Raw genomic sequence first — 25,332 nt, 5'->3', positions numbered from 1 at the left:
CGCGCAGCGGGCCCGGTGATGGAACCATCTACTTCGGCACCTCCCCCGAATGCCCCGCGCGCCGGCCCCGAGGAGAGTAATTCCCATGACCGAGGTACCGAGTCGGCGTTCCCCCGGCACGCCTTGCTGGGTCAGCTTGATGGCCCACGACCTGGACGCGGCCCAGGAGTTCTACGGCGCCCTGTTCGGGTGGGAGTTCCACGAGGGACCGCAGCACCTCGGCCCCTACGTCCGGGCCGAGTTGGGCGGGCGGCAGATCGCCGGGATCGGCGACGGCCCGAAGGACCGGCACCTGCCGGTCTCCTGGACCACGCTGCTGGCCTGCGACGACGCGGACGTCACCGCGGAGTTGATCCGTGAGTGCGGGGGCACGGTCGGGGTCGGCCCGCTGGATGCCGACCACGAGGGGCGGATGGCGGTGGCCGTCGACCCGTCCGGCGCCGTCTTCGGGATCTGGCAGGCCCAGCGCCATCCCGGCGCCGGTGTCATCGGCGAGCCGGGAACGCTCGCCTGGAACGAGTTGATCACGCGCGAGTCGTCCGTCGTCGAGAAGTTCTACACCGACATCTTCGGCTACGAGACGGAGAACGAGGGGCCGGCAGACTTCGACTACCTCACCCTGCGGCTGAAGGGCCGGCCGGTGGCCGGGATCCACGGGGTGGGCCCGTCGCTGCCCCGCGACCGGGGCGCGCACTGGATGACGTACTTCGCCGTGGCCGACACCGACGCGGCGGTCCGCCGGGTGGTCGAGCTGGGCGGCCGGGTGCTCCAGCCGGCCCGCGACTCGGGCTACGGGCGGCTGGCGACCGTGGCCGACCCCGAGGGCGCCGTCTTCACCGTCATCGACGCGGCCCGCTGAAACCGGCCCTGGGGGCCATACGGTCGGCGACCCGGTCCACGGTCTGGTCCACCGGCAGCACGTCCGGGGAGAGCGCCGCGGCCTGAGCACTCGCCGCCGTCATCCGCCGGGTGTGGTGACGGCGGCACAGCACCTCGTAACCCACCTCGCCCGCCGGGCGGTTGACGTCGCCGACGAAGACCTGCGCGCCTTCGACGACCATCTGGCCGTCTATGGTGCGCGCGTTGTGCGTGGCGCGGGCTCCGCACCAGCACAACGCCTCGACCTGGAGGACCTCGATGCGGTCGGCCATCTCGACAAGCCGCTGCGCCCCGGGGAAGAGCTTGGTCCTGAAGTCGGTCGTGATGCCGAAGGCGAAGACGTCCAGGCCCAGGTCGTCGACGATCCGGGCGAGCTGGTCGATCTGCGCGGGTGCGAAGAACTGCGCCTCGTCGACCAGGACGTAGTCGGCGCGGCCGCCGCTCGACAGGTGGGAGACCACGTAGCCGTAGAAGTCGACGTCGTCGGCGGCCTCGATCGCCTTGGTGGACAGGCCCAGTCGCGAGGAGAGCACGCCCTCGCCCGCCCGGTCGTCGCGGGTGAAGATCATGCCCTGCAGCCCCCGCGTCGAGCGGTTGTGCTCGATCTGAAGAGCGAGGGTGCTCTTTCCGCAGTCCATCGTTCCGGAGAAGAACACGAGCTCGGGCATGAGGGGGGCGACGGCCTTTCGGGGAGGACTCTCACGGGGACGGTCTGCGCTGCGGGTCAGGAGCGTACTTCGAGCAGCGGTACGTGCTGCTCGACGGGGGTCATCGAGCCGTGCAGCCCGATCATCTGGGACTCCCCCGGCTCCGTGCGGTTCGCCACGATCGCGATGTCGTCACGGGCCACGGCGATCACATCGCCGATCCTGCCGAGCACCCGTTCGTCGACGGGGTCGCCCGGCCGGCCGAACCAGCCCGCCGCGACCGCCTCTTCGCGGCCGGCGACCCACATCTGCTCGCCGAGCACCTCGCTCCACACCGCGTACACGTCGGACGCGGCGCCCGGTACGGCGTAGACGTGGCGCGCGCGGGCCTCGCCGCCGAGGACGGCGACACCGGCGCCCAGCTCCCAGTCCTCGTCGAAGTCGATCCTGGACTCGGCGTCGAACGGGATGTCGATCATGCCGTGGTCGGCGGTGATGTACAGCGCGGAGCGCGGCGGGAGTTGCTCGGCCAGCCGCTGGGCGAGCCGGTCCACCATCATCAACTGGCCGCGCCAGGCGTCGGAGTCGACGCCGTGCCGGTGGCCCATCGAGTCCAGCTCGCTGTAGTACGTGTAGACGAGCGTCCGGTCGGCGGCGCCGAGCCGGTCGGCCGCCAGGTCCATCCGCTCGTCGCCGGTGAGCCGGCCGTGGAAGGTTCCACCGCTGAGCGCGATCTTCGTCAGCGGGGTGTGCTGGAAGGTCGGCGAGGACACCTGGCAGGTCGCGACCCCGGCGGCGTCGGCGAGCTGGAAGACGGTGGGGTACGGCTGCCACACGTGCGGGTCGGTCCAGGGCTGCCAGCGCAGCTGGTTCATCAGCCGGCCGGAGGACGGGTCCAGGACGGTGTAGCCGGCGAGCCCGTGGCGGGCCGGCGCCAGGCCGGTGCCGACCGAGGCGAGCGAGGTCGCGGTGGTGGACGGGAAGCCCGCGGTGAGCGGCTGCCCGGTACCGCCCCGCGAAGTGTGCATCAGGGAGGCGAGGAAGGGCGCTTCCTCCGGGTGCGCGCGCAGTGCCTCCCAGCCCATGCCGTCGACCAGGAAGACGCAGACGCGGTCGGCGGGGGCCAGTTCCAGGCCGGTGGCGGGCATCCCGGGGACGGCGAGCCCGGCCGCCGCCGCGGGGAAGACGTCGCAGAGCGAGGCGGTGCCGTAGAGCGGTGCCGGAGCGGTACGCGGATCCAGTGGCGCGGGGTCGTAGGCGGGTACGGCGTGCACCATCAGCGGTCGGCCGCCGTCGCCTCGGACAGCGCCTGCGCGAAGGCCAGGGCCTGGCGTACCGCGTCCGGCCCGTCACCGGCCTCGCTGACGCGCAGCGACAGGTCGTCGGCGGTCGAGGAGCCGGTGTAGCCGTGGTCGGCGTCGCAGTTGGGGTCGCCGCAGGCGGCGGGCTCCAGGTCCAGCCGGCTCACCGCGCCCCAGCCGATGGTCAGCACGACCTCGCGCGGCAGCGTGCCCGGCACGTACGCCTCGGGGTTGGCCACCACCCGACTGACCACCACGGACGAGATCCGGCCGATCTTCACGGACTCGGTGGAGGTGGTCGCGTACGGGGTCGGGGAGGTGTCGTCGGCGGCCTGCTCGTCGGTGTGACTCACGATGAAGCGGTGGTCGGTGATGACCAGCACCGTCACGTGCCGGCGCACCTCGTTCGCGTCGAACGTCGTCTCCTGGTGGACCAGGTACGACGCCACCGGCTCGCCGCCGACGGCGGCCTCGACCGCCTCGGCCACCAGGGCCGGGTAGTAGCCGCTGCGCTCGATGGCCGTGCGCAGGCCCTGGGTCGTCATACCGGTCTTCGCCATGGGGTCCATCTTAAGGGCGGGCACCGCCTAGAAGGACGACAGTGCGCGTGGTCCCAGGTCGGTTCTGGCGGGCGGCCGGTCGAGGCGGACGGACGCCCCGAGGACGGTGAGGCCGCGGGCCGCGACGACCACCGGCTCCAGGTCGACGGCGACCACTTCCGGGAGGTCGTTGACGAGCAGCGAGACCCGCAGCAGCAGTTCCTCCAGAGCGGCGGTGTCCACTGGTTCGCTGCCGCGCCAGCCGAAGAGCAGCGGGGCCGCCTTGATGGAGCGCACCAGTTCCGCCGCGTCCCGGTCGGTGGCCGGCACCAGCCGGTGCGCGGTGTCCCCCAGCAGTTCCGAGGGGGCTCCGGCCAGGCCGAACGACAGCACGGCGCCGACCGCCGGGTCGACCGTGGCGCGGACGACGGTGTCCACCCCGCGCGGCGCCATCGCCTGCACCACCAGCTGCAGCTCCGCCGGCTTGCCGAGCCGCGCGGTCAGCTCCTCGTACGCGCGCCGCAGATCGTCCTCGTCGGCGAGGTCGAGGCGGACCCCGCCGAGGTCGGCGCGGTGCCGTAGGTGCGGCGCCGTCGTCTTGAGCGCCACCGGGTAGCCGAGCCGCCGGGCGGCGGCGAGCGCGGCGGCGATCCCGGGGGCGGGCAGCGCGGAGCGCACGGTGATCCCGTAGCGCCCCAGGAGGGCCGCGGCGGCCCCGTCGTCGAGGAGGACGCCGTCCTCGTCCCCCCTCTCCCCCGCGTCCAGCAGCCGTGCCACGTCGGCCGCCGCCGCGCTCTCCTCGATGTCCGCGAACTGCGGCACCTTGCCGGGCGTCTCGGCGCCCTGCCGCCACAGCGCGTACTGCACCGCCTCCGCCAGCGCGCGAACCGCGCGGTCGGCGGCGGGATACGCGGGAACACGTGCCCGGTCCGGCTCCTCGGCGGAGGTGACCGGCGCGCCCAGCCGGTCGGCCATCGTCTCCAGTGCGAGGTGGGCGACGACGACGGGCTTGCCGGCGCCGGCCGCGACCGCGCGCAGCGCGTGGGCCAGTGCGGGGTCGTCGCCGGACTCCGGGTCGGGGGCGTCCTCGCAGCCGACCCGGGGGATGGCGGTGACGACCACCGCGTCGCTCGTGTCGTCGGCCAGGGCCGCGGAGAGCGCGGTACGGAAGTCGTCGGGGGCGGCCGACGTGGTGAGGTCGATCGGCGCGATCGGCCGCAGGCCCGCGGTCAGGGCCGCGTCGTAGGCGAGCAGGCCGAGGGAGTCGGAGTTGCCGAGGATCGCGACCCGGCCGCCGCGCGGGATGGGCTGGAAGGAGAGCAGCAGGCCCACGTCCAGGAGTTCGGTGACCGTGTCGACGCGGATCACCCCGGCCTGCCGGAAGAGCGCGGACACCGTGCTGTCCGGAATCCGGGTCGGGGACACGGCGTGCCCGGCAGGGGTGGTGCCGGAGTGCAGGGCGCCCTTGACGACCACGACCGGCTTGCTCGCGGCGGTCCGTCGGGCGAGCCGGGTGAACTTGCGCGGGTTGCCGAAGGACTCGAGGTACATCAGGACGGCGTCGGTGTCCGGGTCGTTGTGCCAGTACTGCAGCAGGTCGTTGCCGGATACGTCGGCCCGGTTGCCCGCCGAAACGAACGAGGAGAGCCCGGCGCCGCGCCGGTGCAGCCCGGACAGCAGCGCGATGCCGATCGCCCCGGACTGGGTGAACAGCCCGAGCCGTCCGACGGCCGGGACCTCGGGCGAGAGCGAGGCGTTGAGGCGGACGCCCGCGGCGGTGTTGATGATGCCGAAGGCGTTGGGGCCGATGACCCGCATCCCGTACGAGCGGGCCTGGCGCACCAGTTCGCGCTGCCGTTCCCTGCCCTCGGGGCCGGACTCGGCGTACCCGGCGGTGACCACGACCAGCCCCTGGACGCCGTTCTCGCCGCAGGCCGTGACGGCGGCGGGCACGTGCTCGGCGGGTACCGCGATGACCGCCAGGTCGACCGGTTCCGGAATGCCGGCGAGGGTGCGGTGCGCGCGGACGCCGTCGAGGGTGCTCTCGCCCTCGGGGAACGAGCGGTTGACCGCGTGCACCCGGCCGGTGAAGCCGCCCGCGACCAGGTTGCGCAGCAGGGTACGGCCTACGCCGCCGGGCCGCCGGCTCGCGCCGATCACGGCCACCGACCGGGGGGTGAGCAGCCGTTGCACCGACCGCGCCTCGGCGCGGTGCTCGCGGGCCCGCATCACCTGGACCGACGCCTCGGTGGGCTCCAGGTCGAGTTCGAGGTGGACGACGCCGTCGGTGAAGCTGCGCTGCTGGGTGTAGCCCGCGTCGGTGAAGACCTTGACCATCTTGCGGTTGGCGGGCAGCACTTCGGCGATGAAGCGCAGGATGCCGCGCTCACGGGCGACCGCCCCGATGTGCTCCAGCAGCGCGGAGGCGACCCCGCGGCCCTGGTGGGCGTCCTGGACGAGGAAGGCCACCTCGGCCCGGTACGCGTCGCCGCTGGCCGGCCGTCCTTCGGCGTCGATGCGGTCGTAGCGGACGGTCGCGATGAACTCGTCGCCGATGGTGGCCGCCAGGCCGACCCGGTCGTCGTAGTCGTGGTGGGTGAAGCGGTGCACGTCGCGGTCGGAGAGGCGGGGGTACGGCGCGAAGAAGCGGTAGTACTTCGACTCGTCGGAGACCTGCTCGTAGAAGTCGACGAGCCGCTGGGCGTCGCCGGGGCCGATGGGCCGGATGTGCGCGATGCCGCCGTCGCGCAGGACGACGTCCGCTTCCCAGTGCACCGGATACGGGCGGGGGGCCGGAGTCGTCATGGGGTCAGGGTAGCGACCTCACGCGCCTGACCGGCCCGACGCGGTCCGGGCGCGCCCGTCTGGCGTCGGGTCCGCGCAGCGGGCAGGCTGAACCGCGTCGAGGTGTCTGAGCAGTCTTCCGTCCGTGCGAAACTGGTCTAGACAACAGGAACCACCTGAAGGGCTACACCATGGTTGAGCGCCGCGTCACCGTCGGCTGGGCCGAGGGCCTGCACGCCCGCCCCGCTTCACTCTTCGTCCGCGCGGTGACCGCCGCCGGCGTCCCGGTGACGATCGCGAAGGCGGACGGCAACGCCGTCAACGCCGCCTCGATGCTGGCCGTACTCGGCCTGGGCGCGCAGGGCGGCGAGCCGGTCGTGCTCGCGTCGGAGGCCGAGGGCGCCGACGCGGCACTCGACCGACTGGCCAAGCTGGTCTCCGAAGGCCTCGAGGAACTCCCCGAAGCCGTCTGAGCCCCTGGACGCAGGCCCGCGGGAATGCATGGGCGGAGTCGTGTTGTCCGAAGGGATAACACGACTCCGCCTTTTCCTATTCAGGGCGCCGTTCAGTGCTCCGGTAATTCTGCCCACTTGTATACGGCGCTATTGTTAATTCCTCCGGCGTGCCGCGTATACAGGATGTTTCGGTGTCCTCACCGCTACCGCCCGCTCCACATGGCCGGCCGAGATCCTGCGGGCCCGTTCGGCGTCCCCGCGGGCCACCGCGTCGACGATGGCACCGTGCTCGTCCCACGACTCCACCGCACGATCCGGCTCCCCCTCGCCGTACACCCACGCGATCTTGTGCCGCAACTGGGTGAGCAGCGCGGCCAGGGTGGGACTGCCGGAGGCCTGCGCGAGCGTCTCGTGGAACCACCCGTTCAAGGACGGCAGATCCGACAGCTGGCCCTGCTGGGAACGTTCCTGCCCCAGCCGCACGAGCCCCCGCAACACCTTGAGGTGGGCGTCCGTGCGACGCTGCGCCGCCCTGGCGGCCCCCAGCGGCTCCAGCAGGCCGCGCAGCTCCAGCAGGTCGGCCGCCTCCTGCGCCGTCGGCTCGGCGACGGAGGCGCCCGCGTGCCGGCGGGTGCGGACGAACCCCTCGGACTCCAGGGTGCGCAGCGCCTCGCGCACCGGGACCCGCGAGACCCCGTAGCGCCTCGCCAGCAGCTCCTCGGTCAGCCTGCTGCCCGGCGGATAGAAACCGCCGACGATGTCGTCACGGATCGCGGTGCACACGACCTGTGCGGAGATACGACGTCCCGCGCCGTCCGTCCCGTTCACACCCGATTCCGCATCGCCGGTCTCCATTCATTTCCCCGTATTCTTCGGCGACTCTATTCCAGCACATCCGGGATTCCGACCGCAGTCCAGAATTCATGGATTATTTTTGGACAGCACGAAGGCCCCGGCGGGGAGCCGGGGCCTTCGAAGGGGACGGGGTTCCGCTGATCCCGGAGGATCGGGTGGATCAGATCGAGACGCCGTGCGAGCGGAGGTACGCCTCGGGGTCGATGTCCGAGCCGTAGTCGGGCGTGGTGCGGGCCTCGAAGTGCACGTGCGGGCCGGTCACGTTGCCGGTCGCGCCGGACAGGCCGATCTGCTCGCCGGTGGTGACGGTCTGGCCGACCGAGACGCTGAGCGAGGACATGTGGGCGCACAGCGTGTAGATGCCGTCGCTGTGCCGGATCACCACGTTGTTGCCGTAGGCCGAGTCGAAGCCCGCGGTGACGACGGTGCCCGCGCCGACGGCGTGGACCGGGGTGCCGGTGGACGCGATGAAGTCGACACCGGTGTGGTAGCCGGAGGACCACATGGAGCCGGGGACCTTGTACCCGGTGCCGATGGCGCTGTCGACGGGCAGCACGAAGGAGTTGAGCTTCCTGCGCTCCTCGTCACGGGCGGCGCGGGCCTGGGCCTCGCGCTCGGCCTCGCGGTCCGCTTTGGCCTTCGCCTCGGCGGCGGCCTTCTTCGCCGCGGCCTCGGCCAGGCGCTTCGCCTCGTCCGCCTTGCGTTTGGCCTCCGCGGCCTGGCGCTTGGTCTCGTCGGCCGCCTTGTGCTGCGCGGCGGCCTGGGCGGCGAGGGAGTTGGTGAGGGTGTCCGAGGCGTCGACGGCACGCGCGAACGCGATGTCCTCGACCTTGGGAGCGGCGTCTCCCGGGGTGGAGAGCGCGGTGGCCGCGGTGGCGCCGAAGGTGCCTGCGGCGGTCAGGACCGCGACGCCGGCCAGGGTGGTCCCGGTGCGGAGAGCGGCACGACGGGGACGGCGGTGCTTCCCGCTGGGCGCGGGCAGAACTTTGAACGCCATGGGTGCGGCGAGATCCTTTCCTTCCTTCTCGCCTACCGGGTTAGCTGACGGGTTCGGAGCAGGAAGGTCTCCTACGGGCTGCCTCATGGAGCGAGGTCGGCCCGATTCACCCCAGGGACGTGGGTCCCCGGCTCCCCAGGCTCGCGCCGGACGGGGACTCGGCGATCACTGCCCGGTTGCCGCTGGACGCGGCGGATGGTGACGGGCAGCAGAGGAGGACGCTAATCGGACCGCGCCGGTTACGGCAAACAGATCAGGTGATTTGTTGCGTTCGCCACAAGGGAGGTTTGGCGTCCGATAAAGATCGAAAACGCCCGGAACCCCGGCGCCCCAAGGGGTGCGCCGGGGTTCCGCCGGCCGCCGCACGGCCGGGGCCGGTCAGCCGGCCGTGACGACCTTCACCGGGCCCAGGCCCAGCTCCGTGACGGGCCCCTCGATCGCCGAGGCGTCGCCCACCAGGACGATGACCAGGCGGTCCGGCGGGAAGGCGCTGACCACCGCGGCGGTCGCCTCCACGGTGCCGGTGCGCGCGAGGCGCGCGTACATCTGCGCCTGGAAGTCGTCCGGCAGGAACTGCTCCACCTGGTCGGCGAGCGTGCCGGCGACGGCCGCCGCCGTCTCGTAGCGCAGCGGAGCCACGCCGACGAGGTTCTGCACGGCGACGTCGCGCTCGTCGTCCGTCAGCCCCTCCGCGGCCAGCGTGCGGATGACCTGCCAGGCGTCGGCCAGGGCCGGCCCGGTGACCTCGGTGGCCACCGAACCGCTGATGGCGAGCAGCGAGGCGCCCGTCCCCTCCGGGGTGGACAGCAGCACCTGGCCGAAGGCCCGCACGCCGTACGTGTAGCCCTTCTCCTCGCGCAGCACCCGGTCGAGCCGGGAGGTCAGCGTGCCCCCCAGGCAGTACGTGCCGAGCACCTGGGCCGCCCAGACCGGGTCGTGGCGGTCGGAGCCGGTGCGGCCGATCAGCAGCTGGGTCTGCACCGCCCCCGGCCGGTCCACGATCACCACGCGCGCGGTGTCGTCCGCCGTGATCTGCGGCAGCGGGCGCTGCTCGGCGGTCGAGCCGGTCCACTCCCCGAGCGTCTCGTCCAGCAGCGCGACCAGGTCGATGCCGGTCAGATCACCGACGACGACGGCCGTGGTGGTGGCGGGCCGCACGTGCGCCGCGTAGAACGCGCGGACGGCCGCGGCGTCGATCCTCGCCACCGTCTGCTCGGTGCCCTGGCGCGGGCGGGAGCAGCGCAGGTGCGCGGGGAACAGCTCCGCGGACAGCGCCATGGAGGCGCGGCGGGCCGGGTTGGCCAGCTCGTGCGGGATCTCGTCGAGGCGGTTGTTCACGAGCCGCTCGACGTCGCTGTCCGGGAATGCGGGGGCGCGCAGGGCGTCCGCGAGCAGCCCGAGGGCCTTGTCGAGGCGGGAGGCCGGGACCTCCAGCGAGACCCGGACGCCGGGGTGGTCGGCGTGCGCGTCCAAGGTGGCGCCGCAGCGCTCCAGCTCGGCGGCGAACTCCTCCGCGGTGAGCTTGTCGGTGCCCTCGGAGAACGCGCGGGCCATGATCGTGGCCACCCCGTCCAGGCCCTCGGGTTCGGCGTCCAGCGGCGCCGAGAGCAGCACCTCCACCGCGACGACCTGCTGGCCGGGGCGGTGGCTGGTGAGCACGGTCAGCCCGTTGCCGAGCGTGGACCGGTCGGGGGCCGGGAAGGCCCACGGCTTGGGTGCGCCGGGCTGCGGCTGGGGGTGGAACGTCATGGTCGCGGCGACGTCGGTCACTGGTCCGCGCCTTCCTGCTCGGTCTCGTCGGCCGCCTCGTCGGTCGAGCCGGTGGGCTCGTAGACCAGAACGGCTCGGTTGTCGGGGCGCAGCCGGGCCGCGGCGACGGCCCGCACTTCCTCCGGAGTGATCTCCAGCACCCGCTGGACGGCGCTGAGCGCCAGCTGCGGATCGCCGTAGAGCACCGCGAACCGGCACAGTTCGTCCGCGCGGCCGCCCACGGTCGCGAGCCGGTCCAGCCACTCGCGTTCCAGCTGCGCCTGGGCCCGCTCCATCTCCTGCGGGGTGGGTCCCTCGGCGGCGAAGCGGGCCAGCTCCTCGTCGACGGCCGCCTCGATGTCGGTGAGTTCCGCGCCGCTGGACGCCTTGACGTCCAGCCAGCCCAGCGACGGGGCGCCGGCCAGCCGCAGCAGGCCGAACCCGGCCGCCACGGCGCTGCGGTCGTGGCGCACCAGCCGGTTGTGCAGCCGGGACGACTCGCCGCCGCCGAGCACGGTCAGCGCCAGGTCGGCGGCGTCGGACTCCCGGGTGCCGTCGTGCGGCAGCCGGTACGCGGCCATCAGGGCGCGCGAGGGCACGTCCTCCGCGACGACCTCGCGCAGCTGTCCGCCCATCACGTCGGGCAGCGACCCGTCGCGGGGGGCGGGCTTGCCGTCGTGGCCGGGGATGGTGCCGAAGTACTTCTCGACCCACGCCAGCGTCTGTTCCGGGTCGATGTCGCCGACCACGGCCAGCACCGCGTTGTTCGGCGCGTAGTACGTGCGGAAGAAAGCCCGCGCGTCCTCGAGGGAGGCGGCGTCCAGGTCGGCCATCGACCCGATCGGGGTGTGGTGGTACGGGTGGCCGTCGGGGTAGGCCAGCGCGGTCAGCCGCTCGAAGGCCGTGCCGTACGGCACATTGTCGTACCGCTGGCGGCGCTCGTTCTTGACGACGTCGCGCTGGTTCTCCAGGCTCTCCTCGTCGAGCGCGGTGAGCAGGCTGCCCATCCGGTCGGCCTCGAGCCACAGCGCCAGCTCCACCTGGTGGGCCGGCATCGTCTCGAAGTAATTGGTGCGTTCGAAGCTGGTGGTGCCGTTGAGCGAACCGCCTGCACCCTGGACCAGCTCGAAGTGACCGTTGCCCTGCACACTGGCCGAGCCCTGGAACATCAAGTGCTCGAACAGGTGGGCCAGTCCGGTCCGGCCTTTCACCTCATGACGGGAACCGACGTCGTACCAGAGGCACACCGAGGCGACCGGGGTGAGGTGGTCCTGGGAGAGCACCACACGCAGGCCGTTCGCCAGACGGTGTTCGGTTGCTGTCAGGCCGTCGGAGTCCTGCGGCTGTGTGCCGTCCGACGTGGCCGTGAGACCCATGGGCAAGCTGTCCTTCCGGTCGTATGCACGTGTCGTGGTCGAGTGCTGACACTCTAGGCAAGCGTGCCGACACCACGCGAAGTTCCCACTAACGGCGCGCTTATGCCGGGCGGTGGTCACCAGTGTCAGTGGGCCGGTCCACAATGGTCCGCGTCAGTCCCGCTCAGCAGTCCCGCTCAGGTCCAGGAAAAGGAGCAGCAGCCGCGATGGCCCGCCGCACCACGAAGACCCCTCCTCCCGACGACTTCGAGGAACGCATCCTCGACATCGACGTCGTCGATGAGATGCAGGGCTCCTTCCTCGAGTACGCCTACTCGGTCATCTACTCGCGCGCCCTGCCCGACGCCCGTGACGGGCTCAAGCCCGTGCACCGGCGCATCGTCTACCAGATGAACGAGATGGGGCTGCGTCCCGACCGCGGGTATGTGAAGTGCGCCCGCGTGGTCGGCGAGGTGATGGGCAAGCTGCATCCGCACGGCGACGCCTCCATCTACGACGCCCTGGTGCGGATGGCGCAGCCCTTCTCCATGCGCCTGCCGCTCGTCGACGGACACGGGAACTTCGGCTCCCTGGGCAACGACGACCCGCCCGCCGCGATGCGTTACACCGAGTCGAGGATGGCCGGGGCCGCCTCGTTGATGGTGGAGTCCATCGACGAGGACACCGTCGACTTCTCGCCCAACTACGACGGCCAGGAGATGGAGCCGGTCACGCTCCCGGCCGCCTATCCGAACCTGCTGGTCAACGGCGCGTCGGGGATCGCGGTCGGCATGGCCACGAACATGCCGCCGCACAACCTCGGCGAGGTCATCGCCGCCGCCCGGCACCTGATCAAGCACCCCGGCGCGGACCTCGAGACGCTGATGCGCTTCGTGCCGGGTCCCGACCTGCCGACCGGCGGCCGCATCGTCGGCCTGGCGGGCGTGCGGGACGCGTACGAAAACGGCCGCGGCACGTTCAAGATCCGTGCCACGGTCTCCGTCGAGGACACCTCGCCGCGCCGCAAGGGCCTGGTCGTCACGGAGCTGCCGTTCACGGTCGGCCCGGAGAAGGTCATCGCGAAGATCAAGGACCTGGTCGGCGCGAAGAAGCTCCAGGGCATCGCCGACGTGAAGGACCTCACCGACCGGTCGCACGGCCTGCGCCTGGTGATCGAGGTCAAGAACGGCTTCCACCCCGAAGCCGTGCTGGAGCAGCTCTACAAGCTGACGCCGATGGAGGAGTCCTTCGGCATCAACAACGTGGCGCTGGTCGACGGGCAGCCGCTCACGCTGGGCCTCAAGGAGCTGCTGGAGGTCTATGTCGACCACCGCTTCGAGGTGGTCAGGCGCCGCAGCGAGTTCCGCCGCACCAAGCGCCGGGACCGGCTGCACCTGGTCGACGGTCTGCTCGTCGCCCTCATCGACATCGACGAGGTCATCTCGATCATCCGGTCGAGCGACAACTCCGCGCAGGCCAAGGAACGGCTGATCGCGCACTTCTCGCTCTCCGAGATCCAGACCCAGTACATCCTGGACACCCCGCTGCGCCGGCTCACGCGGTTCGACCGCATCGAGCTGGAGTCCGAGCGCGACCGGCTCAACGCCGAGATCGAAGCGCTCACGGTGATCCTGGAATCGGACGCCGAGCTGCGCAAGCTGGTCTCCACCGAACTGGCCGCGGTGGCCAAGCAGTACGGCACCGACCGCCGTACCGTCCTGCTGGAGTCGGCCGGTTCGCCGGTCTCCGCCGTCCCGCTGGAGGTCGCCGACGACCCCTGCCGGGTCCTGCTGTCCTCGACGGGGCTGCTCGCGCGGACCGCCAACGGCCAGGAGTTCGACGACGGCGAGGGCAAGCGGGCCAAGCACGACGTGATCGTCTCCGCGGTGCCGACCACCGCGCGCGCCGACGTCGGCGCCGTCACCTCCGCCGGCCGGCTGCTGCGGCTCACCGTGATCGACCTGCCGATGATGCCGGACACGCACGGGGCGCCGAACCTGGCGGGCGGCGCGCCCGTGTCGGAGTTCCTGTCCCTGGAGACCGGCGAGCGGGTGCTGTGTCTGACGACGCTCGACGAGTCGTCACCCGGCCTCGCGCTGGGCACGGAACAGGGCATCGTCAAGCGGGTGGTCCCGGACTATCCCGCGAACAAGGACGATCTGGAGGTCATCGGCCTCAAGGACGGCGACCGGGTGGTGGGCGCCGTGGAGCTGCGCACCGGCGAGGAGGACCTGGTCTTCATCACCGACGACGCCCAGCTGCTGCGGTACCCGGCCGCGCAGGTGCGCCCCCAGGGGCGCCCGGCGGGCGGCATGACCGGCATCAAGCTGACCGACGGGGCGAAGGCGATCTCCTTCACGGCCGTCGACCCGGCCGTGGACGCGGTGGTGTTCACCGTGGCCCGCGCCGAGGGCACACTCGACGGTTCGGTCCAGGGCACGGCGAAGCTCACCCCGTTCGAGCAGTATCCGCGCAAGGGCCGGGCGACCGGCGGGGTGCGCTGCCAGCGCTTCCTGCGCGGTGAGGACGGTCTGCTGCTCGCCTGGGCGGGCGCGGTACCGGCCCGCGCGGCGACGGCGACGGGCCTGCCCGCCGACCTGCCCCCGAAGGACCCCCGCAGGGACGGTTCAGGGGTGGCGCTGGCCAAGCCGATCGCGGTGGTGGCCGGCCCGGTCTGACCCACGGTCCCGCCGGACGGCGATCGGCAGGGGCGCGGCACCACCGGTGCCGCGCCCCTGCCGCGCTCCCGTTAGGCTGCCCTGTGTGAGTACGTGCACGAACGCTTCGGCGGAGCTGGCCGAACCGCTCGCCGGCACCGCCGCCACCGCCACGACCTGGCTCCTGCTCGAACAGGCCGGCCCCTGGGGCGCGAAGGCCCTCACCTCGAGCCATCTGGACCCGGTGGTGGGCCAAGCCCTGGAGAAGGCCGCGAAGGGCACCGGTGTCAGGGTCGCGCTGATCCGGCGTCCGGGCCGCCACGCGGACGACCGCGTCCCGTCCTCCCGGCGCCAGGTCCTCGTCGCCCATGTCGTCCCCGGGCGGTCCTGGCTCCGGCAGGCCGTGATCGACGATCCCATTGCCCTGTTGGAGCTGGATTTCGCGGCGCTGGGCGCCGGCGAGCACCGGGGGTTCGGGCGGGCGCACGGGGAACCCGTCGCCCTCGTCTGCACCAACGGCAGGCGGGACCGCTGCTGCGCGCTGTACGGCCGCCCGCTCGCCGCGCGGCTGGCCGCCGAGGGCGGCGGTGACGTCTGGGAGATCACCCACCTCGGCGGCCACCGGTTCTCCCCCACCCTGCTCGTCCTGCCGACCGGCTACGCCTACGGGCGGGTCGACGCGGAACTGGCCCACCGGGTGCTCAAGGCGGCGCGCGACGACCGGATCGCCCTCGACGGCTGCCGCGGCGCCTCCGCCTGGGACCGGCCGGGCCAGGCCGCCGACCTCGCGGTGCGCTCCCTGACCGGCGAGGACCGGTCGGGATCGCTCGTAGTGGAGCGCATCGAGGGCTCGGCGCCGTCCTGGACGGTGCGCGTGGCGCACACCGACGGCCGGGCCTGGGACGTCGGCGTCACCGAAGCCGCGGCGCTGCCGCCCCGCCCGGAGAGCTGCGGAGCGGCCCTCGGCTCGCCCGCCCGGATGGATGTCACCGGGATCGGAGCGGTGGCCGGGGGCCGCTGACGCGGTTTCGCGGGGGCTCAGGCCGCCTTCTTCACGAACTCCGAGGTGTAGGTCTTCTCGAGGTCCACCGTGGCGTGCTGCAGGGCCGGGTTGAACGCCTTGAGGACCTTCTCGACGGTCTGCGGACCGTCGGCCGGCATGACCCCGTCCTTGGTGAACATCGGCAGCGTGGCCTTGATGGACTGGGCGTACAGCTCCTTGCCGCCCTGCGCGTAGTCGGCCGGCATCTTCGCGGCGATCTCCTCCGCGGTGTGCGTGGACATCCAGGCGAGGGTCTTGACGAAGGCGTTGGCCATCTTCTGCACCGTCGCCTTGTGCCCATTCACCCAGTCGGTGCTCATGTACAGGCTGGACGACGGGTAGAGGCCGCCGAGCGCCGCCTTCGAGCCCTCGGGGGTGCGCATGTCGTACAACACCTTGCCGATGCCCTTGTCGAGGATCTGCGCAACGGTCGGGTCGGTGGTCATCCCGCCCTGGATCGAGCCCTGCTGCAGAGCGGCGATGAACGTCTGGCCCGCGCCGACGGCGACCGGGGTGAAGTCGCTGACGGCCACGCCGTTCTTGACGGCGAGGTACTTGGTGAGGAAGTCGGTGGAGGAGCCGAGGCCCGTCACCCCGAGCTTCTTGCCCTTGAAGTCCTTGGCGGAGGAGATGTCGCCGGCCGCCTTGGTGGAGACCACCTCGACCTCGCCGGGGGCCTGCGCCAGCTGCACCACGGACTCGATGTTCTTGCCCTTGACCTGCAGGTCAAGGGTGTGGTCGTAGAACCCGACGACACCCTGCACATCGCCGGAGACCAGCGAGGTGGTGGCCTGCACACCGGCCGGCTCGGTGAGCAGCGTGACGTCCAGGCCCTCGGCCTTGAAGTAACCGAGCTGCTGGGTGAGCATCGCGGGCATGTAGATGACCTTGTCCAGGCCGCCCACCATGATCTTGACCTTGCCGTTGTCGCCCGCCGCCGAGGAGTCGCCGCCGCAGGCGGTGAGGGTGGTGAGGGCGAGCGCTCCGGCGACCGCGGCCGCCGAGATTCTGGCCATGCTGCGCATGTTCACGTCCTTGTGAGGGGGTGGCGAAGTGAAGGGGGAAGGGGAATACGGGGAACGGGATGTGGGGACCGGGTGCCGGGTCTCAGCGTTCGGTGCCGGGCTCCGCCGGCTTCCAGCGGAACAACCGCTTCTCGGCGAACGTCAGCAACCCCTCGGCCAGCAGCGCCACCACGGCGAGGATCACCATGGCCGCGTACACCCCGGCCGCGTTGAAGGTGCCCTGCGAGGAGGAGACCAGCAGGCCGAGGCCCTTGGTCGCGCCGATGTACTCGCCGACGATGGCGCCGATCAGCGCGAAGCCGAACGAGACGTGCAGACTGGTGAAGATCCACGACGTGGCGGACGGGATGACGACCTGCAGCGTCACGCGGCGGTTGCTCGCGCCGAGGATGCGTGCGTTGGAGACCAGGTTCCGGTCCACCTCCCTGGCTCCCTGGAAGGCGTTGAAGAAGACCGGGAAGAAGACCAGGACAACCGCGGAGGCGACCTTGGAGGCCGGTCCGAGACCGAACCAGATGAGGAAGATCGGCGCCAGCACGATGCGCGGCAGCGCGTTGAGCACCTTGATGTACGGGCCGAGCACGTCGGCCAGGAAGCGCACCCGGCCGAGCGCGATGCCCAGCAGCACGCCGGCGATGACGCCGATGATCCAGCCGAACAGCGCCTCGTAGAGCGTGTACCAGATCTGCTCCCACAAGGAGCCCTGCGCGGTGCCGTGCAGCGCCCACTGCCGGATCTGGTCCCAGATCTTCGACGGCATCGAGAAGTTGAACGGGTCGATGATCCCGGCCCGGGCGAACCACTCCCACAGGCCGATCACGGCGACCAGCAGCAGCAGGCGGGTCCCGTAGACCAGCACCCGGCGGTTGCGGGCGGCCCGCGCCCTGGCCCGGGTGCGCTCGTTGGAAGCCGGAACAGGACTGTCCTTGGTGGTCACGACGTCGGTGCCGATGCTGGTGGTGGCTTCAGGCGGCATTGCCGGCTCCCCTCTCGCGGGTGATGCGGACCTCTTCGCCCAGCGAGGACCAGATCTCCCGGTAGATCTCCAGGAACCGCGGTTCCATCCGGACCTCCTCGACCTTGCGCGGCCGTGGCAGGTCGATCGTGAAGACCTCCTTGACGGTCGCGGGCCCGGCCGTCATGACCACGACCTTGTCGGCCAGCGCGATGGACTCCTCCAGGTCGTGCGTGACGAACACGACCGAGGAGCCGGTGCCCGCCCACAGGTCCAGCAGCTCGTCCGACATCAGCGCCCGGGTCTGGACGTCGAGCGCCGAGAAGGGCTCGTCCATCAGCAGGATCTCGGGGTCGTTGACGAAGGTCGCGGCGAGGGCCACGCGCTTGCGCTGGCCGCCCGACAGCTGGTGCGGATAGCGGTCCTCGAAGGACGTCAGGCCGACCCGGGCCAGCCACTCGCGGGCCCGTTCCTTCGCCTCGGCCTTGGGTACGCCGCGGAAGCGGGGACCTGCCATCACGTTGGACAGCACGGTGCGCCAGGGGAAGACGGCGTCCTGCTGGAAGACGAACCCGACCTTGTCGCCGATGCCGCGGACCGGCTCGCCGGCCACCAGCACTTCGCCCTCGGTCGGCTCCTCCAGGCCGCTGACCAGGGTCAGCGTCGTGGACTTGCCGCATCCGGTCGGTCCGACGACCGCGACGAACTCGCCGCGCTCCACGGTCAGGTCCAGATCACGTACGGCGGTGTGCAGCGCCCCGGACGGGGTCCTGAACGCCTTGCTCGCTCCCCGCAACTCGATGGCGGGACTGGTTTGACTGCTCATGGGCCGGGACGTTAGGCGCGGCCCGGGGCCGGACGGCAGCCTTGTGAGCACAGGGCGCCTTCTGCTCACAACCGCTGTTCTGCTCTTTCTGCTCGCTCCCGCCACAACGAAAGCGAAACGGAGGGTGTGCATCCGCCTCTGTGGCGTTTACGTTGCGTTCACAGCCGGGACACGGCGAGCCCCCGGGTGACGAAACGGTGCATATCCCCTGTTCCGTCTCACATCACCACAGCAGAAGGAGACCGCATGCGCATCCGGTGGCCGCGTCGCGTCTCCGCACAGGTCCTGCTGACCCAGGTCGCGATCACCACGGGCGTCACCCTGCTGGCGACCGCGCTCTTCCTCGCACCGCTGAGCCACCAGCTCGACGACCAGGCGATGCGCCGCGCCCTGTCCATCGCGCAGACCGCCGCGGCGCAGCCGCAGCTCGCGGACGCCCTGCTCACCTCGGCACCCACCGTCGACGGCCCGGTCCAGGCCGAGGCCGAGCGGATCCGCCACGCCACCCGGGCCGAGTACGTCGTCGTGATGGACCTGCACGGCACGCGCTGGTCGCACACCACGGAGGACCGGATCGGCGAGCACGTCTCGACCGACCCCGGCGGCGCGCTGGCCGGCGAGGACGTCATGCAGATCGACAACGGCACCCTCGGCCGCAGCGCCCGCGGGAAGACACCGCTGCGCGACCGCGGCGGCCGGATCGTCGGCGCGGTGTCCGTCGGCATCGCCTACGACAGCGTCCGCGAGCGCCTGCTCGGCGCCGTCCCCGGCCTGCTGCTGTACGCGGCCGCCGCGCTCGCGGTGGGTGTGCTGGCCGCCTTCGGCGGCTCGCGCAGGCTCCAGCGCCGCACCCACGGGCTCGCGTTCGCCGACATCTCCTCCCTGCTCGACGAGCGCGAGGCGATGCTGCACGGCATCCGGGAGGGCGTCGTGGCCCTCGACCGGCAGGGCAGGGTGCGACTGGTGAACGACGAGGCCGGCCGACTGCTCGGCCTCGGACCCGACGCCACGGGACACGTCCTGGACGACGTGCTGCCGCCGGGCCGCACCACGGACGTCCTGACCGGTCGGGTCGAGGGCACCGACCTGCTGACGGTGAGCGGGCGGCAGGGTGCTGGTCACCAACCGCATGCCGACCGGTGACGGCGGCGCGGTCGCGACCCTGCGCGACCGGACCGAGCTGGAGCTGCTCGGCCGGGAGCTGGACAGCACGCACGGGCTGCTGGACGCGCTGCGGGCCCAGGACCACGAGCACGCCAACCGGCTGCACACCCTGCTGGGCCTGCTGGAGCTGGGGATGCACGACGAGGCCGTGGAGTTCGTCGTGGAGGTCGCCGACACCCACCGCTCCTCCGCGGAACAGATCGCCGAACAGGTGCGGGACCCGCTGCTGGCGGCCCTGCTGGTCGGCAAGGCGGCCATCGCCGCCGAACGCGGGGTCGCGCTGCGGATCTCCGCCGCGACCGGGCTGCCCGACCGGGTGGTCGACCCCCGCGACCTGGTGACCGTGCTGGGCAACCTCATCGACAACGCCCTCGACGCGGCCGCCGCGCACCGCACCGCCGACTCCTTCGTGGAGGTCGAGCTGCGGACCGAGGAGGACACGACCGCCGTCCTGCGGGTCTCCGACACCGGTCCCGGGGTGCCGCCCGAGGCGCGTGACCTCATCTTCACCGAGGGCTGGTCCACCAAGGAGCGCCCCGTCCACCGCGGCCGGGGGCTGGGCCTGGCGCTGGTCAGACGGCTCGCGGAACGGTACGGCGGTATCGCCCGGGTCACCGCCCGCGCGGGTGGCGGCGCGGTCTTCACCGTGGTGCTGCCCGAGGCCCTGGTCGCACAGGACGTCCAGGGCACCGGCCGGCCCACCGCATCCGATCAGCCGATGGAACTCGTCGCCGCAAGGGAGACCCGATGATCGAGGTACTGGTCGTGGACGACGACTTCCGCGTCGCCGAGATCAACGCGGCCTACGTGGCCAAGGTCCCCGGCTTCCGGGTGGCCGGACGGGCCCACACGGCCGCCCAGGCCCTGGCCACCCTGGAGCGCACCCGGATCGACCTGATCCTGCTGGACCACTACCTGCCCGACGAGACGGGGCTGACGCTGGTGCGGCGGCTGCACCAGCTCGGTCACCACGCCGACGTGATCATGGTGACCGCGGCCCGCGACGTCGCGACCGTCCAGGCCGCGATGCGGTACGGCGCGCTGCAGTACCTGGTCAAGCCGTTCACCTTCGCCGGGCTGCGGGCCAAGCTCGACGGGTACGCGGCGCTGCGCCGCACCCTGGACGGGGTCGGCGGAGCCGGCGAGGCCGGCCAGGAGCAGGTGGACCGGATCTTCGGCGCGCTGCGGACCGCGGGAGCGGCCTCCGCCGAGCTGCCCAAGGGCCACTCGGCGCCGACCGCCGACCTCATACGGCGGGTGCTGCGCGAGGCCGGACATCCGCTGTCCGCCCACGAGGTCGCCGAGCTGGCCGGGCTGAGCCGCTCGACGGCGCAGCGCTACCTCAAATACCTGGAGCAGGCCGGGCGGATCGGCCTGACCCTCAAGTACGGCGACACCGGCCGCCCGGAGCACCGCTACGCCTGGGCGGCGGCGGACTGACCGGTGCGGGTGCTGTTCCGCGGCCGCGTCACACCGCTCCCGCACCGGTGAGGGACCGGACCTCCGTTTCCGCGTACTTGCCCTCGTCCCCGGGTTTCGGGGAGAGCACGGTGCCCAGCCAGCCGGCCAGGAAGCCCAGCGGAATGGAGACCAGCCCCGGGTTCTCCAGCGGGAAGAGGTGGAAGTCCATCCCGGGGAAGAGCGCGTCGGGACGTCCGGAGACGACGGGCGACAGCACGACGAGGAGCAGCGCGGGGACCAGTCCGCCGTAGATGGCGCAGACCGTTCCCCTGGTGGTGAAGCGGGGCCAGAACAGGGAGAACAGCAGCGCGGGCAGATTCGCGGAGGCGGCCACCGCGAAGGCGAGGCCCACGAGGAAGGCGATGTTCTGCCCCTGCGCGAAGAGGCTCAGCGCGATGGCCGCCGCGCCGATCCCGACCGCGGCGAAGCGCGCCACCCGTACTTCCTCGTTCCCGGTCGCGGGCCCGGCGTGCTTGGCGCCGCGGCGCAGCGTGGCGTACAGGTCGTGCGCGACGGAGGCGGACGAGGCCAGGGTGATGCCGGCGACCACCGCCAGGATCGTGGCGAAGGCCACCGCGCCGACGACCGCGAACAGAACCGTTCCGCCGGTGGAGCCCGTTCCCCCGCCCAGGTCCTGGGCCAGCAGCGGTACGGCGGTGTTGCCGGCCGCGTTGGAGGTGCGTACGGCGTCCGAGCCCACGACGGCCGCGGCGCCGAAGCCGAGGACGATCGTCATCAGGTAGAAGGAACCGATCAGCCCGATCGCCCAGACCACCGACCGGCGGGCGGAGCGGGCGGTGGGCACCGTGTAGAAGCGCGACAGGATGTGCGGCAGCCCGGCGGTGCCGAGCACCAGGGCGATGCCGAGGCTGATGAAGTCCAGCTTCGACGTCCAGCTCCCGCCGTACTTCAGGCCGGGCGCCAGGAAGGCGCTGCCGTGTCCGCTGCCGGCCGCCGCGGAGCGCAGCAGGCCGTTCAGGTCGCCGTGGAAGCGGATCAGCACCAGCACCACGAGCGTGATGGTGCCGCCCATCAGCAGCACGGTCTTGACGATCTGGATCCACGTCGTCGCGCGCATGCCGCCGAACGACACGTAGACCACCATCAGACCGCCGACCCCGATCACCGTCCAGGTACGGGCCGCGCCGCCCTGGCCGCCGAGCAGGAGCGCCACCAGGCTGCTCGCGCCGACCATCTGCGCGACCAGGTAGAGCACCGAGACGATGACCGAGGAGGTTCCGGCAGCGATCCGGACGGGCCGCTGCCGCATCCGGGCGGACAGCACGTCGGCGAGGGTGTAGCGGCCGCAGTTGCGCACCAGTTCCGCTACCAGCAGGAGCACGACGAGCCAGGCGACCAGGAAGCCGACCGAGTACAGCAGGCCGTCGTAGCCGAAGAGCGCGATGAGGCCGGAGATGCCTAGAAAGGACGCCGCCGACATGTAGTCGCCCGCGATCGCGAAGCCGTTCTCCAGGGGGGAGAAGAGCCGGCCCCCGGCGAAGAACTCGACGGAGGAGCTGCGTCGCCGGCCCGCCCAGGCGGTGATGGCCAGGGTGACGGAGACGAAGATCGTGAACAGGACGAGAGCGAGCCCTTGGTGCTCGTTCGCCGGATCTGCCAGGTACCGGACCATCAGCGCATCCGCTCCTGGGTGTCCCAGCGCAGGTCGAGCGCGGCCCGGTCCCTGCGCAGTCGTGCGTGCCGCGAGTAGGCCCAGGTCAGCAGGAACGTCGTGGCGAACTGCCCGAGCCCCGCGACCATCGCCACGTTGAGCTCACCGGCGACCGGGCGGCTCATCAGGCCGGGCGCCAGCGTGGCCGCCACCACGTAGAGCAGGTACCAGGCGAGGAACGCCGCGACCGCCGGGAAGGCGAACCGGCGGTACTGGCCGCGCACCTCCTGGAAAGCGGCGCTCCGCTGCACCTCCAGGTAGATCGCGGCCCGGTCCTGCGCCGCGCCCGTGACGGGCGCCGACACGGGTGACGGTGCCGGCGCCGTCGGGTCCGGAACCCAGAGGCCGGCGGCCAGGGCGTCGTGCCAGGGGTCGTCCACCCGCAGCGCACCCGGGTCGCCCCCGTCGTGCTTGTCCACCGAACTCTCCTCGCTTCACAGGCCGGTCGGCCGTGCGCCCAAGCATGGACAAAATGCGAAGATCCGGTGCCCTCAAGCGGAAACGTTCACCCCATCAGGTGATGCCGGCCCGCCGGGCATGCCCACCGCCGTTGACGGAGGGCATGTCCAACGGGCCGACCAGGGGGTCTGGTGCTCTGGCCGGAAAGGTTCACCGGTTCGCGACGCCCGACACGGCACCTCGCTGCGTTGTCGCAGTCGTCCGAGTACGCCCGGTACGAGGATGACCCTCCGCCGTGCGACGCACCACGCCGGACGCCGCGAACCAGGCAAACCCTTCCGGTCAGAGCACTAGACGTCGATGCGGGACCGGTCGAGGGTTGCCGCCGAGTTGGTGATGAACTCCTTGCGCGGTGCGACCTCGTTGCCCATGAGCAGGTCGAACGCCTGCTCCGCGGCTTCGAGGTCGCTGATGTTGATCCGGCGCAGGGTGCGGTGGCGCGGGTCCATCGTGGTCTCCGCGAGCTGGTTGGCGTCCATCTCGCCGAGGCCCTTGTAGCGCTGGATGCCGTCCTTGTAGCGGACGTTCCGGCGCTGCAGGTCGAGCAGCGTCCGGCGCAACTCGCTGTCCGAGTAGGTGTAGATGTACTTGTCCTGCCCCTTCTTGGGCTGGACGAGCTCCACGCGGTGCAGCGGGGGCACGGCCGAGAAGACCCTGCCCTGCTCGACCATCGGACGCATGTAGCGCTGGAAGAGCGTGAGCAGCAGACACCGGATGTGCGCGCCGTCGACGTCGGCGTCGGCGAGGAAGATCACCTTGCCGTAGCGGGCCGCGTCGATGTCGAACGTGCGGCCGGACCCGGCCCCTATCACCTGGATGATCGCACCGCACTCGGCGTTCTTCAGCATGTCCGAGACCGACGACTTCTGGACGTTGAGGATCTTGCCGCGGATCGGCAGCAGCGCCTGGAACTCCGAGTTCCTGGCGACCTTGGCGGTGCCGAGCGCCGAGTCGCCCTCGACGATGAACAGCTCGGTGCGGTCCACGTCGTCACTGCGGCAGTCCGCGAGCTTCGCCGGCAGCGAGGAGGTCTCCAGCGCCGTCTTCCGGCGCTGCGCGTCCTTGTGCTGGCGGGCCGCGATGCGGGTGCGCGCGGCGGCGACGGTCTTCTCCAGCACCGCCCGCGCCTGCAGCTTCGTGTCGCGCTTGGCGGAGGTCAGGAACTCCTTGAGCTCCTTGGCCACGACATTGGCCACGATGCGGTTGGCGGCCGAGGTGCCGAGAACCTCCTTGGTCTGACCCTCGAACTGCGGCTCGGCCAGTCGTACGGTGACGACGGCCGTCAGGCCCTCCATGGCGTCGTCCTTGACGACGTCGTCCTCGGCGACGCGCAGCAGCTTCGAGGAGCGCAGCACCTCGTTGACGGTCTTGGTGATGGCCCGCTCGAAGCCCGTGACGTGGGTGCCGCCCTTGGGGGTGGCGATGATGTTCACGAACGAGCGGGACACGGTGTCGTACCCGGTGCCCCAACGCATCGCGATGTCGACGCCCAGCTCGCGGGTGACCTCGGTCGCCGTCATGTGGCCGCGGTCGTCCAGGACCGGGACGGTCTCCTTGAAACTGCCACTGCCGGTCAGCCGCAGGACGTCGCAGATCGGCTTGTCCTGGGAGAGGTACTCGCAGAACTCGCTGATGCCGCCGTCGTAGTGGAAGACGTCCTCGATCGCCTTGCCGTCGCCCTCCAGGTCCCGCTCGTCACGGACGAGGATGGTCAGGCCCGGCACGAGGAAGGCCGTCTGCCGGGCGCGCTGGTGGAGGTTCTCCAGCGAGATCTTCGCGTCCTTGAGGAAGATCTGGCGGTCCGACCAGTAGCGGACGCGGGTGCCGTTCCTGGCCTTCGGGACCTTCTTGGTCTTCTTCAGGCCACTCGACGCGTCGAAGGAGGAGTCGGGGCCCGCTCCCGCGAAGGAGCCGGGGACGCCGCGCCGGAAGCTGATGGCGTGCGTGTGGCCGCCGCGGTCGACCTCGACGTCGAGGCGGGCGGACAGGGCGTTGACGACGGACGCGCCGACGCCGTGCAGACCGCCGGAGGCTGCGTAGGAGCCGCCGCCGAATTTGCCGCCGGCGTGCAGCTTGGTCATCACGACCTCGACACCGGAGAGCCCCGTCTTGGGTTCCACGTCGACCGGGATGCCCCGGCCGTTGTCGCGGACCTCGACCGAGGAGTCGGCGCGCAGGAAGACCTCGATACGGTCGCAGTGGCCGCCCAGGGCCTCGTCGACGGAGTTGTCGATGATCTCCCACACGCAGTGCATGAGGCCGCGGCTGTCGGTCGACCCGATGTACATGCCGGGGCGCTTGCGGACCGCCTCCAGCCCCTCGAGGACGAGCAGATGCCGCGCGGTGTAGTTGGAACCGTCGCGATCTGCGCCCGTCAGCAGCGCGGAGGACGGCACGGATGTTTCGGCGGTCACGCGGGCAGCTCCTCGATAAAGTTCTTCGGCCGTAAACTTCTTCGGCCGTGTCGGTGAGAGGGTACCGAGACCTGGTGCGCCCGTAGTGCCGCGACC

Annotated in this window: 19 protein-coding genes, 1 pseudogene and 1 riboswitch; of the genes and pseudogenes, 6 read left to right on the top strand and 14 right to left on the bottom strand. The window is 71.6% G+C overall.

The window, feature by feature from the left end:
• Window positions 1-85: 85 nt before the first annotated feature.
• Window positions 86-859: a VOC family protein gene (locus M2266_RS26745; RefSeq protein WP_277440474.1), complete on the top strand. Its 774-nt coding sequence runs from the start codon at window positions 86-88 to the stop codon at window positions 857-859.
• Here M2266_RS26745 and M2266_RS26740 read toward each other — a convergent pair.
• The 4 genes from M2266_RS26740 to M2266_RS26725 are packed head-to-tail and all read right to left on the bottom strand — an operon-like array spanning window position 840 to window position 6,171.
• Window positions 840-1,547, bottom strand: a complete 708-nt coding sequence (locus M2266_RS26740) for a thymidine kinase (RefSeq protein ID WP_277440473.1) — start codon at window positions 1,545-1,547, stop codon at window positions 840-842. The genes M2266_RS26745 and M2266_RS26740 overlap by 20 nt on opposite strands.
• 56 nt (window positions 1,548-1,603) lie before the next feature.
• Complete coding sequence (locus M2266_RS26735) at window positions 1,604-2,803, bottom strand: nucleotide pyrophosphatase/phosphodiesterase family protein (protein WP_277440472.1); 1,200 nt, start codon at window positions 2,801-2,803, stop codon at window positions 1,604-1,606.
• Entirely contained in the window at window positions 2,803-3,387 is a 585-nt protein-coding gene (locus M2266_RS26730) for a DUF5998 family protein (protein ID WP_138357495.1), read from the bottom strand. Before M2266_RS26730 ends, M2266_RS26735 begins: the two co-directional genes overlap by 1 nt.
• A gap of 27 nt (window positions 3,388-3,414) precedes the next feature.
• Window positions 3,415-6,171, bottom strand: a complete 2,757-nt coding sequence (locus M2266_RS26725) for a bifunctional GNAT family N-acetyltransferase/acetate--CoA ligase family protein (protein ID WP_277440471.1) — start codon at window positions 6,169-6,171, stop codon at window positions 3,415-3,417.
• Window positions 6,172-6,341: 170 nt separating this feature from the next.
• On the opposite strand from M2266_RS26725, the gene M2266_RS26720 reads away from it, so the two are divergent.
• A complete protein-coding gene (locus M2266_RS26720) occupies window positions 6,342-6,623 on the top strand; it encodes an HPr family phosphocarrier protein (protein ID WP_277440470.1) in 282 nt (93 codons plus the stop codon).
• Window positions 6,624-6,758: 135 nt separating this feature from the next.
• Here M2266_RS26720 and M2266_RS26715 read toward each other — a convergent pair whose 3' ends face one another.
• The 4 genes from M2266_RS26715 to M2266_RS26700 all read right to left on the bottom strand — a co-directional run bounded on the left by M2266_RS26715 (window position 6,759) and on the right by M2266_RS26700 (window position 11,582).
• On the bottom strand, window positions 6,759-7,460 hold the full coding sequence (locus M2266_RS26715; protein WP_277440469.1) for a GntR family transcriptional regulator: 702 nt from the start codon (window positions 7,458-7,460) through the stop codon (window positions 6,759-6,761).
• A 160-nt stretch (window positions 7,461-7,620) separates the two neighbouring features.
• Window positions 7,621-8,457, bottom strand: a complete 837-nt coding sequence (locus M2266_RS26710; RefSeq protein WP_277440468.1) for a M23 family metallopeptidase — start codon at window positions 8,455-8,457, stop codon at window positions 7,621-7,623.
• A 14-nt stretch (window positions 8,458-8,471) separates the two neighbouring features.
• Window positions 8,472-8,631, bottom strand: a riboswitch (cyclic di-AMP (ydaO/yuaA leader).
• 204 nt (window positions 8,632-8,835) lie between these two features.
• Window positions 8,836-10,227, bottom strand: coding sequence for a pitrilysin family protein (locus M2266_RS26705; protein ID WP_277440467.1), 1,392 nt, complete (start codon window positions 10,225-10,227; stop codon window positions 8,836-8,838).
• A complete protein-coding gene (locus M2266_RS26700) occupies window positions 10,224-11,582 on the bottom strand; it encodes a pitrilysin family protein (protein WP_277440466.1) in 1,359 nt (452 codons plus the stop codon). The genes M2266_RS26705 and M2266_RS26700 overlap by 4 nt, the downstream gene beginning before the upstream one ends.
• 206 nt (window positions 11,583-11,788) lie before the next feature.
• Between M2266_RS26700 and M2266_RS26695 the strand changes: the two genes are divergently transcribed.
• Together M2266_RS26695 and M2266_RS26690 are read left to right on the top strand one after the other, a co-directional pair.
• Window positions 11,789-14,239, top strand: coding sequence for a DNA topoisomerase IV subunit A (locus tag M2266_RS26695; protein WP_277440465.1), 2,451 nt, complete (start codon window positions 11,789-11,791; stop codon window positions 14,237-14,239).
• Between the two features lie 85 nt (window positions 14,240-14,324).
• On the top strand, window positions 14,325-15,239 hold the full coding sequence (locus M2266_RS26690) for a sucrase ferredoxin (RefSeq protein ID WP_277440464.1): 915 nt from the start codon (window positions 14,325-14,327) through the stop codon (window positions 15,237-15,239).
• Between the two features lie 17 nt (window positions 15,240-15,256).
• On the opposite strand, the gene M2266_RS26685 is transcribed toward M2266_RS26690, so the two are convergent.
• From M2266_RS26685 to M2266_RS26675, 3 genes are all read right to left on the bottom strand, one after another.
• Window positions 15,257-16,285 carry an ABC transporter substrate-binding protein gene (locus tag M2266_RS26685; RefSeq protein ID WP_277440463.1) on the bottom strand — a complete coding sequence of 343 codons (1,029 nt, stop codon included), beginning with the start codon at window positions 16,283-16,285 and terminating at the stop codon, window positions 15,257-15,259.
• Between the two features lie 82 nt (window positions 16,286-16,367).
• Window positions 16,368-17,261, bottom strand: a complete 894-nt coding sequence (locus M2266_RS26680) for an ABC transporter permease (RefSeq protein WP_277440462.1) — start codon at window positions 17,259-17,261, stop codon at window positions 16,368-16,370.
• On the bottom strand, window positions 17,251-18,066 hold the full coding sequence (locus M2266_RS26675) for an ABC transporter ATP-binding protein (RefSeq protein WP_277440461.1): 816 nt from the start codon (window positions 18,064-18,066) through the stop codon (window positions 17,251-17,253). The genes M2266_RS26680 and M2266_RS26675 overlap by 11 nt, the downstream gene beginning before the upstream one ends.
• Window positions 18,067-18,312: 246 nt before the next feature.
• Between M2266_RS26675 and M2266_RS26670 the strand changes: the two are divergent.
• Together M2266_RS26670 and M2266_RS26665 are read left to right on the top strand one after the other, a co-directional pair.
• Window positions 18,313-19,981 (top strand): annotated as a pseudogene (locus M2266_RS26670) (sensor histidine kinase).
• The gene (locus M2266_RS26665) at window positions 19,978-20,670 is read left to right on the top strand and encodes a response regulator (protein WP_277440460.1); all 693 of its coding nucleotides are present in this window, start codon (window positions 19,978-19,980) and stop codon (window positions 20,668-20,670) included. Before M2266_RS26670 ends, M2266_RS26665 begins: the two are co-directional and overlap by 4 nt.
• A 28-nt stretch (window positions 20,671-20,698) precedes the next feature.
• On the opposite strand, the gene M2266_RS26660 is transcribed toward M2266_RS26665, so the two are convergent.
• From M2266_RS26660 to M2266_RS26650, 3 genes are all read right to left on the bottom strand, one after another.
• Window positions 20,699-22,324: a cation acetate symporter gene (locus M2266_RS26660; RefSeq protein WP_277440459.1), complete on the bottom strand. Its 1,626-nt coding sequence runs from the start codon at window positions 22,322-22,324 to the stop codon at window positions 20,699-20,701.
• On the bottom strand, window positions 22,324-22,782 hold the full coding sequence (locus tag M2266_RS26655; RefSeq protein WP_277440458.1) for a DUF485 domain-containing protein: 459 nt from the start codon (window positions 22,780-22,782) through the stop codon (window positions 22,324-22,326). Before M2266_RS26655 ends, M2266_RS26660 begins: the two co-directional genes overlap by 1 nt.
• A gap of 330 nt (window positions 22,783-23,112) precedes the next feature.
• Window positions 23,113-25,236, bottom strand: a complete 2,124-nt coding sequence (locus M2266_RS26650; protein ID WP_277440457.1) for a DNA topoisomerase IV subunit B — start codon at window positions 25,234-25,236, stop codon at window positions 23,113-23,115.
• Window positions 25,237-25,332: the final 96 nt, after the last annotated feature.

This window comes from Streptomyces sp. SPB162 (assembly GCF_029504575.1).
GTDB lineage: Bacteria > Actinomycetota > Actinomycetes > Streptomycetales > Streptomycetaceae > Actinacidiphila.
Note: the sequence above shows the minus strand (reverse complement) of the source record. Positions and strands in the feature narration are given on the sequence as shown.

Coding starts and splice junctions, on each gene's coding strand:
- M2266_RS26685 (WP_277440463.1), bottom strand. CDS start 16,285: ATGCGCAGCATGGCCAGAATCTCGGCGGCCGCGGTCGCCGGAGCGCTC.
- M2266_RS26665 (WP_277440460.1), top strand. CDS start 19,978: ATGATCGAGGTACTGGTCGTGGACGACGACTTCCGCGTCGCCGAGATC.
- M2266_RS26675 (WP_277440461.1), bottom strand. CDS start 18,066: ATGAGCAGTCAAACCAGTCCCGCCATCGAGTTGCGGGGAGCGAGCAAG.
- M2266_RS26715 (WP_277440469.1), bottom strand. CDS start 7,460: ATGGAGACCGGCGATGCGGAATCGGGTGTGAACGGGACGGACGGCGCG.
- M2266_RS26735 (WP_277440472.1), bottom strand. CDS start 2,803: ATGGTGCACGCCGTACCCGCCTACGACCCCGCGCCACTGGATCCGCGT.
- M2266_RS26745 (WP_277440474.1), top strand. CDS start 86: ATGACCGAGGTACCGAGTCGGCGTTCCCCCGGCACGCCTTGCTGGGTC.
- M2266_RS26725 (WP_277440471.1), bottom strand. CDS start 6,171: ATGACGACTCCGGCCCCCCGCCCGTATCCGGTGCACTGGGAAGCGGAC.
- M2266_RS26730 (WP_138357495.1), bottom strand. CDS start 3,387: ATGGCGAAGACCGGTATGACGACCCAGGGCCTGCGCACGGCCATCGAG.
- M2266_RS26700 (WP_277440466.1), bottom strand. CDS start 11,582: ATGGGTCTCACGGCCACGTCGGACGGCACACAGCCGCAGGACTCCGAC.
- M2266_RS26680 (WP_277440462.1), bottom strand. CDS start 17,261: ATGCCGCCTGAAGCCACCACCAGCATCGGCACCGACGTCGTGACCACC.
- M2266_RS26740 (WP_277440473.1), bottom strand. CDS start 1,547: ATGCCCGAGCTCGTGTTCTTCTCCGGAACGATGGACTGCGGAAAGAGC.
- M2266_RS26660 (WP_277440459.1), bottom strand. CDS start 22,324: ATGGTCCGGTACCTGGCAGATCCGGCGAACGAGCACCAAGGGCTCGCT.
- M2266_RS26720 (WP_277440470.1), top strand. CDS start 6,342: ATGGTTGAGCGCCGCGTCACCGTCGGCTGGGCCGAGGGCCTGCACGCC.
- M2266_RS26710 (WP_277440468.1), bottom strand. CDS start 8,457: ATGGCGTTCAAAGTTCTGCCCGCGCCCAGCGGGAAGCACCGCCGTCCC.
- M2266_RS26695 (WP_277440465.1), top strand. CDS start 11,789: ATGGCCCGCCGCACCACGAAGACCCCTCCTCCCGACGACTTCGAGGAA.